At 70.0% G+C, this 13701-nt stretch carries 14 protein-coding genes; 8 read left to right on the top strand and 6 right to left on the bottom strand.

Annotation, left to right across the window (positions count from 1 at the left end; genetic code table 11):
- Window positions 1-89: 89 nt before the first annotated feature.
- On the bottom strand, window positions 90-320 hold the full coding sequence (locus tag IEY87_RS32660) for a DUF3073 domain-containing protein (RefSeq protein WP_189142674.1): 231 nt from the start codon (window positions 318-320) through the stop codon (window positions 90-92).
- Window positions 321-472: 152 nt separating this feature from the next.
- On the bottom strand, window positions 473-1552 hold the full coding sequence (locus IEY87_RS32655; RefSeq protein WP_189142673.1) for a Glu/Leu/Phe/Val family dehydrogenase: 1080 nt from the start codon (window positions 1550-1552) through the stop codon (window positions 473-475).
- Window positions 1553-1656: 104 nt separating this feature from the next.
- Here IEY87_RS32655 and IEY87_RS32650 point away from each other — a divergent pair, with 104 nt between their 5' ends.
- Both IEY87_RS32650 and bldC read left to right on the top strand, forming a co-directional pair.
- Entirely contained in the window at window positions 1657-2520 is an 864-nt protein-coding gene (locus IEY87_RS32650; protein WP_189142672.1) for a DUF8083 family protein, read from the top strand.
- 323 nt (window positions 2521-2843) lie between these two features.
- Complete coding sequence (gene bldC, locus IEY87_RS32645) at window positions 2844-3047, top strand: developmental transcriptional regulator BldC (RefSeq protein ID WP_013133571.1); 204 nt, start codon at window positions 2844-2846, stop codon at window positions 3045-3047.
- A gap of 187 nt (window positions 3048-3234) precedes the next feature.
- Here the strand turns inward: bldC and IEY87_RS32640 are convergent, their stop codons facing one another.
- The gene (locus IEY87_RS32640; protein WP_189142671.1) at window positions 3235-3387 is read right to left on the bottom strand and encodes a hypothetical protein; all 153 of its coding nucleotides are present in this window, start codon (window positions 3385-3387) and stop codon (window positions 3235-3237) included.
- Between the two features lie 238 nt (window positions 3388-3625).
- On the opposite strand from IEY87_RS32640, the gene IEY87_RS32635 reads away from it, so the two are divergent.
- The 4 genes from IEY87_RS32635 to IEY87_RS32620 all read left to right on the top strand — a co-directional run bounded on the left by IEY87_RS32635 (window position 3626) and on the right by IEY87_RS32620 (window position 7645).
- Window positions 3626-4675: a LacI family DNA-binding transcriptional regulator gene (locus IEY87_RS32635; RefSeq protein WP_189142670.1), complete on the top strand. Its 1050-nt coding sequence runs from the start codon at window positions 3626-3628 to the stop codon at window positions 4673-4675.
- A gap of 120 nt (window positions 4676-4795) precedes the next feature.
- Window positions 4796-5044 (top strand): hypothetical protein, encoded by a 249-nt coding sequence (locus tag IEY87_RS32630; RefSeq protein ID WP_189142669.1) that lies wholly within the window; start codon window positions 4796-4798, stop codon window positions 5042-5044.
- Window positions 5045-5180: 136 nt separating this feature from the next.
- Window positions 5181-6056, top strand: coding sequence for an N-acetylmuramoyl-L-alanine amidase (locus tag IEY87_RS32625; protein ID WP_189142668.1), 876 nt, complete (start codon window positions 5181-5183; stop codon window positions 6054-6056).
- Entirely contained in the window at window positions 6053-7645 is a 1593-nt protein-coding gene (locus tag IEY87_RS32620; protein WP_189142667.1) for a beta-N-acetylhexosaminidase, read from the top strand. The genes IEY87_RS32625 and IEY87_RS32620 overlap by 4 nt, the downstream gene beginning before the upstream one ends.
- A gap of 140 nt (window positions 7646-7785) precedes the next feature.
- Here IEY87_RS32620 and recD2 read toward each other — a convergent pair whose 3' ends face one another.
- The 3 genes from recD2 to IEY87_RS32605 form a co-directional block, all read right to left on the bottom strand.
- A complete protein-coding gene (gene recD2 / locus IEY87_RS32615) occupies window positions 7786-9951 on the bottom strand; it encodes an SF1B family DNA helicase RecD2 (RefSeq protein WP_225277846.1) in 2166 nt (721 codons plus the stop codon).
- 141 nt (window positions 9952-10092) lie between these two features.
- Entirely contained in the window at window positions 10093-11145 is a 1053-nt protein-coding gene (locus IEY87_RS32610; protein ID WP_189142666.1) for a quinone-dependent dihydroorotate dehydrogenase, read from the bottom strand.
- 6 nt (window positions 11146-11151) lie between these two features.
- Complete coding sequence (locus tag IEY87_RS32605) at window positions 11152-11802, bottom strand: response regulator (protein ID WP_189142665.1); 651 nt, start codon at window positions 11800-11802, stop codon at window positions 11152-11154.
- A gap of 18 nt (window positions 11803-11820) precedes the next feature.
- Between IEY87_RS32605 and IEY87_RS32600 the strand changes: the two genes are divergently transcribed.
- Together IEY87_RS32600 and lpdA are read left to right on the top strand one after the other, a co-directional pair.
- Window positions 11821-12195, top strand: coding sequence for a tautomerase family protein (locus IEY87_RS32600; RefSeq protein WP_189142664.1), 375 nt, complete (start codon window positions 11821-11823; stop codon window positions 12193-12195).
- Window positions 12196-12247: 52 nt separating this feature from the next.
- Window positions 12248-13627, top strand: coding sequence for a dihydrolipoyl dehydrogenase (gene lpdA / locus IEY87_RS32595; RefSeq protein ID WP_189142663.1), 1380 nt, complete (start codon window positions 12248-12250; stop codon window positions 13625-13627).
- Window positions 13628-13701: the final 74 nt, after the last annotated feature.

Raw genomic sequence — 13701 nt, 5'->3', positions numbered from 1 at the left:
AAAGCCCCACGGTCTCCCGTGGGGCTTCGACGCACTTGAACGAATGGACCCGCGCCGAAGCGCGTGTCCATTCTCACGCTGAAGAACGGCTAGCGGCGTCCGGACGTGCGACCATCGTCGTCGTCTCCGGGACCGTAACCCTCGGCGTAATCGGCATACCGATCCGCCAGCTCGTCGTTGATGTCGTCGGCGTCGTCGTTATGGCCGGGTTCCCCGACCCCGAGTTCGTCGCGAAGTCGCTCAAGATCCGTGCCACCGCTGTTGTACTTCAGCTGGCGAGCAACCTTGACCTGCTTGGCCTTTGCTCGGCCGCGCCCCATTGGCTCGACCCCCTCGTGTGGGGTCGTCCCCGACCCCTCGTCGCTAACGCACCACACACTGACGTCGCCCTGACTGTGGACGTCAGCCTATCGTTCGCCTATTACCGTACCTGTTTTGTGCCCAGCTCGGTACGTCGTATGGGCGCGGGCCATCAGCGGCCCAGCCAAATGCCCCTTAGACGCCCGACTTCCGACATTCTGCGCTCGGCCAGCCTATCCGCTGCGACCGCCGGAGGGACGCCCTCCTCTGCGGCGATCCCGAAGATCTTCAGAGTCGTGTCGTAGATCTGGGCCGCCTTGGCGCGCGCCCGTTCCATGACGAATCCGCCGATCTCATCGGCCACCTGGATCACGCCGCCGGAGTTGACGACGTAGTCAGGCGCGTAGAGGATGCCCCGCTCGTCGAGCTGCTTCTCGACGCCGGAATGGGCGAGCTGGTTGTTGGCCGCGCCACAGACGATCTTGGCCCGCAGCCTGGCCACAGTGGCGTCGTCGAGCGCGCCGCCCAGGGCGCAGGGGGCGAAGACGTCGAGGTCGGCCCCGGTCATGGCCCCCGCGTCCGCCACCACGTCGACTTCGGGGTGGCGCCGGCGTACGCGCTCGATGGCCTGCTCGCTGACGTCGCAGATCACCACCTCGGCGCCGTCCTCGCGCAGCAGGTCCACCAGGCGGTGGCCGACCTTGCCCACGCCCTCGACGCCCACCCGCCTGCCGAGCAGCGACGGCGTGCCGAAGACCCGCTCAGCCGAGGCGCGCATGCCCTGGAAGACGCCGAACGCGGTGAGGATGGAGGAGTCGCCGGCGCCGCCGTGGGAAAGGGTGCGGCCGGTCACGAAGCGTGACTCGCGAGCGATGAGGTCCATGTCCTCGCTGTAGGTGCCGACGTCGCAGGCGGTGATGTAGCGCCCGCCGAGCGACTGGACGAAGCGGCCGTAGGCGCGCAGCAGCGCCTCGCTCTTGTCGCGGCTCGGGTCGCCGATGATGACGGCCTTGCCGCCGCCATGGTCGAGCCCGGCCAGCGCGTTCTTGTAGGACATGCCTCTGGCGAGATTGCGCACGTCGGCCAGCGCCGCGTGCTCGTCTGCGTACGGATAGAACCTGGTGCCGCCGAGCGCCGGGCCGAGTGCGGTGCTGTGGACGGCGATGATGGCACGCAGGCCGCTCTGCTCGTCGGCGCAGAACACGACCTGCTCGTGAACGTCCTTGTGGGACGAACTGAAGACGTCGGTCACGGTAGTGACTCCCTGTCCGGTCCGCCGCGCCTTTGCGGCGGAGATCGCCTTACAGCGTAGTAGGCGCTATGCACAGCGGCTTGTCTTCATGACACGATGCCTCCGTGCTGCCCTATGCCGCCTACCTCCGCGTCTATGAGCCGCTGACCGCGTTCGCCGAATCCGAGCGCAAGGTCTGGGCCGACTACGCCGATTCGCGCGACCGTCCACGCCGCGCCAACGCCCTGCACGCCGAGCACGCGGAGTCGCTCAGGCGACTGCTCGGCATGCCCCCAGAACCCGTTCCATCACAGGAGAGCCCCAACGCCTACCTGCGGCGAGTTGAGGACAGACTGTACGTCTGCCCGTGGCAGACCCGGTTGCGCTCGTGGCTGGCGTTCTCACGGCTTCGCGGCGGCACTCCCGCGAAGCTGATGGACCGTTTCGTCCCCCAGGCGATCGCCGAGCAGACGGTCGACGACTTCGATCGCTACAAGCGCAGGGGCGACTCCTCGATGCTGCGCACGCACATCCGGACCACGGCCTGGCACGTGCCACCGTCGTGGTTCGTGCCGTTCGACGGCAACGAGCGCTGGCTGGTGCTCGGCTCCGCCACCCCCGGCCAGGACGTGACCACCGCCACGGGGCGCAACCTCATCTACGTCACCTCCATGGCGCAGGCCAGGAGGCGGGCGGCGCGGGCGCTGCAGGTGATGCGCCGGCATCTGGGCGAAACCGCCCCCAACTTCGACGTCGAGGACATCGCGCGCTGGCTGGAGGAGTTCCATCCGCACTCGCTGGTCGAGCTCGACTACGGCGGTCTGGTGCATCTCATGGACGACGACGCGCTGCAGGCGGATCAGTCCGTCGCGGAGCTTTCGGCCGCTTTGACAGGGCTGGACACGGGTCAAGAAGAACTTGCCTATGCCATGTATCAGAGGGTCATCCTTCGCTGGAAGTCAATGCAACTTCTGGAATCTGCCAACTGAACCCCAATAAGACCGTCTGACCTGCATGAGTGGGTCACGACTCGCGGCTGCTCTCTTCTGCGAACTGAGTAGTTTGCCGTTTTCACTGCGATACCACGAAACGTGTCGCTAGAATCACCGAGCGTGACATCGCCATGGGGGCAGGCAGTTGAGCCCAAAGAGGGGCTCGCCAATCGCTCTGCGTGGCGGTATGGTCACATCGGGTGATACCGCATATGGCCCAGAAAAGCCGCACGCTCTGGACCATAGGGGGACATCCGTGACAGGCGCACAGGCAGTCACAGGATCGCGAAGCCGGTCCACACGGAGGAGAGGCCGCACAAATGTCAGCTCGTACACCCGAGGCCGAGCCGCTGCTCACGCCCGCCGAGGTCGCGACCATGTTCAGGGTCGACCCCAAGACCGTTACCCGGTGGGCCAAGGCGGGCAAGTTGACGTCGATTCGTACCCTCGGCGGTCACCGGCGTTACCGGGAGACCGAGGTCCGCGCTCTGCTCGCGGGGATTCCGCAGCAGCGCTCGGAGTAGTGCCAGGGTCGTCACGAACCTCAGGGGGGTTGAACGGTGGGCCAGGTCGGCGCGACCCGGTCCACCCCTGTGACGACACAACGTCGCGAGGGGAGTTGGCGCCGCCCGCCCGGCGCCATTCTTCTTCGCACAGCCAGACCGTTTCGCAGAGCCAGACCGTTTCGCAGAGCCAGACCGTTTCGCGGGGTCAGACCGTCGACCGCTCTTCTTCGCAGAGCCAGACCGTCCACCGCCTGTCGAGCTCGGTGTCATAGCCGGCCGCCGCGCCGAGCGCGGTGAAACACCGTCCGCTCTTCGTCCCCGCCGTCTCGATCCACGACCTCAGCGTCGTGCGCGGCACCGGTTCGGCCCCGTGCCGGACAACCGCGCCTGACCGCCGTACGGGCTATCCGCGCAGGTCACCCGCGCCGGACCACCGCCCCGCAGGAGCCTGAAGCCCACCGTGCCGTCCTTCCGGTGGCCACCACTCGTCGCGGCGATCGACCGATTAGCGGCATCCCGCGCATCAACCCGTACCCTGCGGCGAACTCGATCGTTTGGTGAGACAGGTGCCCAACTTCGCATCGCGGGGGAGACACATGTCAGGTCCGCCAGTCAAGACTTCAACCATCACCAAGCTGAGAGAGGTAGATACGCTGCCTCGGCCAAGACCCACCATCCGGAACGTCGCCGAACGAGCCGGCGTCTCCAAATCGCTGGTCTCACTCGTGCTGCGCGGATCCCCGCACGTGAGCGAGCACCGGCGTCAGGCCGTGTTACAGGCCGCCCGCGAGCTCGGCTACCGGCCGAACGCGGTGGCGCGCAGCCTGGTCGAAGGCCGCACCCACCTCATCGGAGCGCTGGTCGCCGACCTGCACAATCCCTTCTACGCGGAGTTCCTCGACGGGCTGCAGGAGAGCCTGCACGGCGACGGCCTGCGCATGCTGATCGGCAACAGCCAGTGGGACCCCGCCTTCGAGGACGAGGCCGTGGAGGCCTTCCTGGAGCTCAGGGTCGACGGACTGGTCCTGTTAGGCATCGCGCCGACCAGTGAGACCCTCATCGAGGCCACCGCCTACACCCCGACGGTCGTCGTAGGGGAACGTGACATCGATCTGGAAAGCGTCGACATCGTCGTCGACGACGACCAGCTCGGCGCCCGGCTGGCCATCGACCACCTGGTCGAATCCGGCCACAAGCGCATCGCGCACATCGAGGGCGCGCGCCCCTCCCGCTGCGAGGGCTACCTGGTGGCCATGCGCAGGCACGCGCTCGCGCCGTACATCATGGTCGAGGCCGCGGACTCGACCGAGAGCGGCGGCAGGGACGCGGCGCTCGCCCTGCTGACCCGCGACCCCAGGCCCACGGCGATCTTCGCCGCCAACGACGTGGTGGCGCTCGGCGTGCTGTCGGCCGCCGACCAACTGGGCCTGCGCGTGCCCGAGGACCTGTCGGTGGTCGGCTATGACAACACGCACCTGTCGGCGTCCGGCCGCATCTCGCTGACCTCGGTCGACCAGCCGCGCCGCGCCATGGGCAGGACGGCCGCCGCGCTGCTGAGCGACCGGATCACCAACCCCGCCACCCCGGCCCGCCTGCGCGAGATAACTCCGGAACTGATCGTGCGCCGCAGCACGGGACGGGCCTAAGAGCAGGCCAAGGCTGGGTCAACATGCTTCGCGACACCGCCGGATGGCGGTTGACTCACCAGGGTCATGCTAGTTGTGGCCGGATTCGATCCGGCCACGATCTGATCCGGGGGGACAGCCATGCGTGATCCAGAACTGGTGTCGTGCGCCCAGCGTGCCGCGGCCGAGCTCGAACGGGCCTGGGCCCAGTGGCGGGCCGGACGAGGGAGAGGAGCCGACGTCGGCGCCGAGTCCGTCGCCAGCTACGTCGCCCACTCCCTCGACCACCCGTGGGGCCGTCCCCGCGTCGTCCTCGGCCTCGACGCCGAGGACGCGCGGGAACTGGCCGCCCTGCTCCAGCGCCAGGAGGTCGGCGAACACGTCTGGTGAGGGCCGGGGTGTGGTGGTTCGGCGCATACTGCGCCCGTTCGGCGGAGGCTGGGGTGTGGTGTGGTGGTTCGGCGCGTTCGGCGCGTTCCGCGCGTTCGCCGGAGGCCGGGGGCGGGCTTGACGTAGGTTGGAGCCCATGCGTGCTCTACCAGCCTCCGTCCTCGCCGCGTGCGGCCTGATCGTCTGCGCGTGCGGCGGCGCCGCGTCCAGCGGGTCCACGGCAGGTCAGGCCGCCGAGCAGGCCACGGCGCGAGCCACCGCCGCATCGACGGGACAGGCCGCCAAGCCCCGGGCCGACGGCACCGGCGTGGCCGAAAGGCCCGCGCCGGCCGCCGACGAGCCCGCCGCCAAGCCGCTCGGCGGCAAGGTCGTGGTCATCGACCCCGGCCACAACGGCGGCAACTTCCGCGATCCGAAGGCCATCAACCGCAAGGTCAACGTGCTGACGCAGTGGAAGGCCTGTGACACCACCGGCACCGCCACCGCCAGCGGCTACTCCGAGGCGGCCTTCACCTGGGACGTCTCCAACCGGCTGGCCAAGATCCTGAAGAGCCGCGGGGCCACGGTCAAGCTGACCAGGTCCAGCAACACCGGCGTGGGGCCGTGCATCACCCAGCGGGCCGCCATCGGCAACCGCAACAAGGCCGACGCCGCGATCTCGGTCCACGCCGACGGTTCGGCGACGCGCAACCACGGCTTCCACATCATCATGCCGAAGAAGATCAACGGTCCGGTGGACCCGGTCGTGAACGCCTCCAGCAAGCTCGGGGTGACCGTACGCGACGCCTTCCGTAAGGGCACCGGCCTGCCCTACTCCACCTACATCGGCACCAAGGCCCTCAACTACCGCAACGACCTGGGCGGCCTCAACCTCTCGACCGTGCCGAAGATCTTCCTCGAAGCGGGCAACATGAAGAACCCGACCGAGGCGGCCAAGTTCCAGGACCCGCGCTTCCGGCAGCGGATCGCCCTGGCTTTGGCCAACGGTTTGCAGCAGTATCTCAAACCATGATTCCTCGCCCGAAGGTGCTCAACCCCCTGTCCGGCTCTTACGACCTGGCCGCGGGTGCCGCCATCTCCGGGCCCGACACCCTGATAGAGCCGGTACGGACCGCGCTGCCGATGCTCGACCTGCGGCCCGGCGACGACGGCGCGATCGCCACCAGGCACGACCCGGCGCTCGGCGTCGAGGGCTACCGGCTGATCGCAGGCTCGCGCGGGATCGAGATCACCGCGGGCGGCCCGGCCGGCGCCTTCTACGCCGCCCAGTCGCTGCACCAGCTCCTGCCCGACGCCTCCTACCGCGTCACCGCGCGGGGGCCGTGGACCGTGCCCGGCGTCCGGATCGAGGACGCGCCCCGCTTCCCGTGGCGCGGCCTGCACCTCGACGTGGCCAGGCACTTCTTCCCCAAGCGGGAGATCATGCGGCTGGTCGACCTGATGGCCGTGCACAAGCTCAACCACCTGCACCTGCACCTGGCCGACGACCAGGGGTGGCGGGTGGAGAGCCGGGCCTACCCGCTGCTGCACGAGATCTCCTCGCACCGGCCGCGCACCGCCGTCCACTTCTACCGCGAGGACGAGGCCTACGACGACGTCCCGCACGGCGGCTACTACAGCCTCGCCGACCTGGCCGAGCTCGCCGCGTACGCCCGCGCCCGCGCCGTCACGATCGTCCCCGAGATCGACGTGCCCGGCCACGCGTCGGCGATCCTGGCCGCCTACCCGTCGCTCGGCGTCACGGGCGAGCCCCACCGGGTGATGGACCGCTGGGGCATCTCCCCCGCCATCCTGTCGCCGCTCCCGCCCACCGTCGAGTTCCTCACCACGATCTTCGACGAGCTCCTCGAAGCCCTCGGCGACACCCCGTACGTGCACATCGGCGGCGACGAGGTCGTGCTTGACCGCTGGACCTCCTCCCCCGAGATCGTCGCCTACCGCGAGTCCCTCGGCCTGGCCTCGGCCAACGACCTCCAGGCCTGGTTCCTGCGGCAACTCGCCGACGCGCTGGCCGAGCGGGGCTCGCGCGCCGTGGTCTGGGACGAGGCGTTCGTCAGCGGCGGCCTCCGGCAGGACACCGTCGTGATGCCCTGGCGGGGCATGAACGTCGGCCGCCGCGCCGCCGCCGCGGGCCACGACGTGGTCGCCACCTCTGTCTTCCCGCTCTACCTCGACTACGCCGAGGCGGCCTCCGCCGAGGAGCCGATGGCGATCGGCGAGACCATCACCGTCGCCGACGTGGCCGCCTTCGACCCCGCCCCCGCCGACTGGTCCCCCTCTGAGCGATCCCACGTCCTGGGCGTACAGGCGCAGCTCTGGACCGAACGGGTTCCGGACGCCCGGACCATGGACTACCGGCTGTGGCCGCGCGCCTGCGCGGTCGCCGAGATCGCCTGGGGGCCGCGCGACGACTTCGACGGGCGGCTCGACGCGCACCTGGGCCGGTTGGACGCGCTCGGCGTCGAGTACCGGCCGCCGGCGGGCCCGCACCCCTGGCAGCGCCGCCGGCCGCACCGGCCGGGCGTGATCGACGTGTCGGCGGTGATGGCCCGCATCGACGAGATGACCCTCGACGCGGAATCAACCCGCCCAAGCGTCTGACCCACCACGACAACCCTTCCTGTACGGCGCGAGCAGCCGGTTCAGGAGTCGGCGCGAGCGGGCGGTTCAAGAGCCGGCGTGAGCGGGCGGTTCAGGAGTCGGCGCGAACGCCGGTTCAGGAGTCGGCGTGAGCGGGCGGTTCAGGAGTTGGTCAGTATGGTCAGGCGGTGTGGGAGGGCGGTGTTCCGTCTGTCGCCGAGGCGGCGTACGGCCAGCTCCAGGGCTTCTCGCTGGCCCACCAGGACCACCCAGGTCTTCGCCCTGGTGATGAGGGTGTAGAGGAGGCGGCGGCGGAGCATGATGCCGCCCGATTCGGCGACGATGGGGGCGACGACGAAGGGGTATTCGCTGCCCTGGGAGCGGTGGACGCTGATGGCGTAGGCGTGGGTGAGCTCGTCCAGCTCGTCGAAGGCGTACTCGACCTTGTGGGCGTCGTCCGTCAGGAGCTCGGTCAGCCGGTCTCTCGGGTTGATCCCGGTGACGGTGGCTATCTCGCCGTTGAAGATGCCTTTGTCGTAGTTGTTGCGGATGGACATGACCCGGTCGCCCACCCGGAAGACCGTGGAGCCGTACCAGTGCTCGTCGACGTCGTCCCCGGGCGGGTTGAGGCGGTCCTGGAGGGTGCGGCCGAGCTCGATGGTGCCGGTCGCGCCCTTGCGCATCGGGCACAGGACCTGGACCTGCTCGGGGCGGATGCCCTGTTTTCTGGGGATCGCCTCGGTCGCCAGGTGGATCACCCGCTCGGCCACCGCCGCCGGGTCGTCCAGCTCCTCGAACCAGAAGCCGCCCCCGCCCGGCAGAAACGGCAGCTCGCCGCCCCGGATCCGGTGGGCGGCCTGGACGATGCCGCTGTCCTGCGCCTGCCGGAAGACGTGGGTCAGCCGGATGCGGGGGATCTCCACCACGCTGAGCACGTCGGCCAGCACCCTGCCGGGCCCGATGCTGGGCAACTGGTCGCTGTCGCCGACGAGCAGCAGGTGGCTGCCGGACGGGATGGCGGCCGTCAGCCGGGTGGCCAGCTGCAGGTCCAGCATGGACGCCTCGTCCACCACGATGAGATCCGCCTCGGCGGGGACCTCCTGGAACAGCATCCCGTCCGCCAGGTCGGGCTGCTGGGCGAGCATCCGGTGGACGGTCATCGCGGGCAGGCCGGTGAGCTCCGAGAGGCGCTTGGCGGCCTTGCCCGTCGGGGCGGCCAGCGTCACCCTGCCGCCCATCGCCCGTACCGTGGCGGCGATGGCCGCGACGGTGTGGCTCTTGCCGCAGCCAGGACCGCCCGTCAGCACGGACACGGTGCTGGTCAGCACCAGGTTGACGGCGGCGCGCTGGTCCTCGTGCAGCCGCTGGTCCTCCGCGAAGGGCCGCAGCCGCAGCGTCGAGCGCGCCTGGAAGAGCCTGGCCAGCTGGGCGGCCAGCGCCACCTCCCGGCTGTGCTCCTGCTTGCCGTAGACGACCGCCTGGCTCGCGTCGGTCATGGACGCCTCCACGACCACCCGGCGCTCGGCGTGCAGCGCGTCGATGGCCCGCCTGATCGGCTCCTCGTCCTGCTCGACCAGGACCGACACCTGGGCGACCAGGGCCCGCAGCGCGAGGAAGCAGTGTCCGCCGCCGGCCGCCGCCGCCTCCAGCCGGTCCACGACCGCCGCCTCGATCCGCTGCCCGCTGCTCGCCGGCACTCCGGACCGCAGCGCGATGCGGTCGGCGGTGTGGAAGGCGATCCCCCGCACCCGGCCCACCAGCTGGTAGGGGTCGGTGGTCAGGACCCGCAGCGCGTCGTGACCGTACGACTGGTAGATCTTGGTGGCGAGCAGGGGGCTGACGCCGAAGCCCTGCAGCGCGACCATCAGCTCGGCGACGGACTTCTGCTCGGCCCACGCCTCGACGATCTGCGCCTGCCGGATGGCGCCGATGTTGACGACCTCACGCAGGCGCTCCGGCTCGGCGTCGATGACCTTGAGCGTCTGCTCGCCGAAGTGGCTCACGATGGCGTGCGCCAGCCGGGGGCCCACGCCCCGGATCAGGCCGGACCCGAGGTAGAGGGTGATGGCGCGGACGGTGGACGGCGCCACCCGCTCGCACCCCTTGACCTGCAGCCGGCCGCCGTAGCGGGGATGCTCGCCCCACTCGCCGGACAGCAGCAGCCGCTCCCCCGGCTGGACTCCGCCGAGCGCCCGCCCGGCGGCGACGAAGGCCCCGGCGTCGTCGGAGCTCATCCGGGCCACCGTGTAGTCGTCCTCGCCGACGTGCAGCAGTTGCTCGACGGAGGCCTCCACCTCCGCCTGCTCCGGTCTCGCGAGCGCGGTCACGCTGAACTCCCCGCCATCGCCGGCATCCTTCCGACGCACGGACACTAACCTCCCGCTACGACAGTCCCGCGCCGCACGGGGGCAGCCGACCGTACGAGACGCGCGCGTACGGCAGGTGGTCGCGCCGGGTGAGTGTCATGTCTATGCCGTGCGGCCGATGATGTCGGTGATGGTGGACACGCGGTGCCGGCGGGCGCGGCGGGCGAGTTGGCGGTGGATGCGGGCGGCCCACAGCGGCCCGCCGTAGATCCAGCCGGTGTAGCCCTGCACCAGCGTCGCCCCGGCCAGCAGGCGCTCCCAGACGTCGTCCACGTTCTCCACGCCGCCGACCGACACCAGCACGATGCGGTCGCCCACCTTGGCGCGCAGGCGGCGCAGCACTTCGAGGGAGCGGGCCTTGAGCGGACGGCCCGACAGGCCGCCCGTCTCGCCGCTGTGCTTGATCGTGGTGTTGGTGGCGATGATCCCGTCGAGCCCGAGCTCCAGGGCCAGGGCGGCGACGGCGTCGACGTCCTCGTCCGCCAGGTCCGGAGCGATCTTGACGAGCAGCGGGGTGCGGCGGGGGGTGCCGTCGGCGACCTCCTTGACCGCCGTCAGCAGCGGGCGCAGCAGCGAGACGGCCTGCAGGTCGCGCAGGCCGGGCGTGTTGGGCGAGCTGACGTTGACCACCAGATAGTCGGCCAGCGGCGCGAGCTTCCTGGCGCTGGCCACGTAGTCGGCGGCCGCCTCCGATTCGGGCACCACCTTGGTCTTGCCGATGTTGACGCCCACCACGACCGGCACCCCGCGGGTGCGGCGCAGCCTGCGGGCGGCGGCCGTGGCCCCGGCGTTGTTGAACCCCATCCGGTTGACGACCGCCCGCTCCGGCACCAGCCGGAACAGCCGGGGACGGGGGTTGCCCGGCTGCGCGTGCGCGGTGATGGTGCCGACCTCGACGTGCGAGAAGCCCAGCGCGGCGATCCCCTCGGCGCAGGCGGCGTCCTTGTCGAACCCCGCCGCCAGGCCGAGCGGGCCGGGGAAGTGCACCCCGAAGGCGCTCACCCGCAGGATGGGATCGTGCGGTGCGAGCACCCGGTGCAGAAGTCGCTTGAGCAGGGGCAGCCTGGCGAGCAGCGCGAGGGCCCTGACGGTCCGGTGGTGCACGGTCTCGGCATCGAGGCGGCGCAGGACCCAGGTGAACAGGAGGCGATACATCACAGGTCAGGCTACCAATCCGGCTTCGTGCGCGACGATCGCGGCCTGGACGCGGTTGCGCACGTCGAGCCGGGTGAGGATGGCGCTCACGTACGCCTTCACGGTGCCTTCCACGATGTGCAGCCGCCGGGCGATCTCCGCGTTGGACAGTCCGGCGCCGACGAGGGCGAGCACTTCCCGCTCGCGTTCGGTGAGGCCCCCGATGCGGTCGCGGGCGGCGGCGCCGCGTGCCATGCGCCCGCCGGCGAACTGGGTGATGACGCGCCGGGCGACCTTGGGCGACAGGTAGGCGGCGCCGTCCGCGACGGCGTGCACCCCGGCGATGAGCTCGCGCGGGTCGCCGGACTTGAGCAGAAATCCGCTCGCCCCCACGTCGAGCGCCTTGGCGATGTAGTCGTCCTCGCCGAATGTGGTCAGCATCACCACCGCCACCTCCGGCGCGGCCCGGCCGATCTCGGCCGCCGCCGCTAGCCCGTCGAGCCGGGGCATCCGGATGTCCAGCAGCGCCACGTCGGGGTGGTGGCTGATGGCCAGGTCGACCGCCTCCCGCCCGTCGGCGGCCTCGGCGACCACGTCGAGCTCCGGGTCCGAGGCCAGGATGGCCCGGATGCCGGCGCGGATCATGGCTTCGTCGTCGGCGAGCAGTAGGCGAATCACCTGTCTATAGTGACCGACATGGCTCAGTTGAAGGTCTACGGGCGCCGGGACGTGTGGGCGGGGCGGCAGCGAGAGGTGTCGGATCTGCTGCACTCGTGCCTGGTCAGCGCCTGGGAGTTGCCGGAGGACAAGAGGTTCCACCGCTTCCTCCTGCTGGACGCCGACGATCTCATCTGCCCGCAGCGCGGGGAGGGCTATCTGATCATCGAGGTGCTCTGTTTCACCGGCCGCAGCGACTACGCCAAACGCACCCTGATCCGGACGATCTACGAGACTCTGCCCTACCCCGCGGCCGACGTGGAGATCACGATCATCGAGATGCCTAGGACGAACTGGGGCATTCGCGGAGTTCCGGCTGACGAGCTGCACCTGCCGTACAACGTGGAGGTCTAGCCACAGGGGTGAGGGTCAAGCGCGCACCTGGGCGAGCGATATGGTCCGACTCATGAGCACTCACTATGACGTCGTCGTTCTCGGCGCGGGGCCGGGGGGATACACGGCAGCGGTTCGCGCCGCCCAGCTCGGCCTGCGCGCAGCGGTCATCGAGGAGAAATACTGGGGTGGCGTCTGCCTGAACGTGGGCTGCATCCCGTCCAAGGCGCTCCTGCGCAACGCCGAGCTGGCCCACATCTTCAACCATGAGGCCAAGACCTTCGGCATCAGCGGCGAGGTCACCTTCGACTACGGCGCGGCGTTCTCGCGCAGCCGCAAGGTGGCCGACGGCCGGGTCAAGGGCATCCACTACCTGATGAAGAAGAACTCCATCAAGGAGTACGACGGCCGCGGCACCTTCCTTGACGCCAACACGCTGCAGGTGAACGACGAGACGATCACCTTCGACAACTGCATCATCGCCACCGGCGCCACCACCAGGCTGATCCCCGGCACGTCGCTGTCGGAGCGGGTGGTGACGTACGAAGAGCAGATCCTCGCCGAGGAGCTGCCGGAGAGCATCATCATCGCGGGCGCGGGCGCGATCGGCGTGGAGTTCGCGTACGTGCTGCACAACTACGGCGTCAAGGTGACGATCGTGGAGTTCCTCGACCGGGTCGTGCCCCTGGAGGACGTGGAGGTCTCCACCGAGCTGGCCAAGCGCTACAAGCGGCTCGGCATCGAGGTGCTCACCTCCACCCGCGTCGAGAACATCGAGGACACCGGCTCCTCGGTCAAGGTGACCGTCTCCCGTGACGGGCAGCAGCAGGTGCTCGAGGCCGACAAGGTCATGCAGGCGATCGGCTTCCAGCCGCGGGTCGACGGCTACGGCCTGGAGAAGACCGGCGTCGCCCTCACCGACCGGGGCGCCATCGCGGTCGACGGCCGGCTGCGCACCAACGTGCCGCACATCTTCGCGATCGGCGACGTCACCGCCAAGCTCATGCTGGCCCACGCCGCGGAGGCGATGGGCGTCATCGCCGCGGAGACCATCGCGGGGGCCGAGACCATGGAGCTCGACTACGTCATGATCCCGCGCGCCACCTACTGCCAGCCGCAGGTGGCCAGCTTCGGGCACACCGAGGCGCAGGCCCGCGACCTGGGCTATGACGTCAAGGTGATGAAGTTCCCGTTCACCGCCAACGGCAAGGCGCACGGCCTGGGCGACCCGACCGGGTTCGTCAAGATCCTCAGCGACGGCGAGCACGGCGAGCTGCTCGGCGCCCACCTGATCGGGCCCGAGGTCACCGAGCTGCTGCCCGAGCTGACGCTGGCCCAGCAGTGGGACCTCACGGTGCACGAGCTCGGCCGTAACGTGCACGCCCACCCGACCCTCGGCGAGGCGGTCAAGGAGGCGATCCACGGCCTGGCCGGCCACATGATCAACATGTGAGCCGAGGCCGCCGCGGAGATCAGTGATCGGTGCGGGACCCGCGCCGATCCGCCCCGCACCGATGAGCGCGACGG

It is taken from the genome of Nonomuraea glycinis, from assembly GCF_014646515.1.
GTDB lineage: Bacteria > Actinomycetota > Actinomycetes > Streptosporangiales > Streptosporangiaceae > Nonomuraea > Nonomuraea glycinis.
This window is presented reverse-complemented; position numbering and strand designations above follow the sequence as displayed.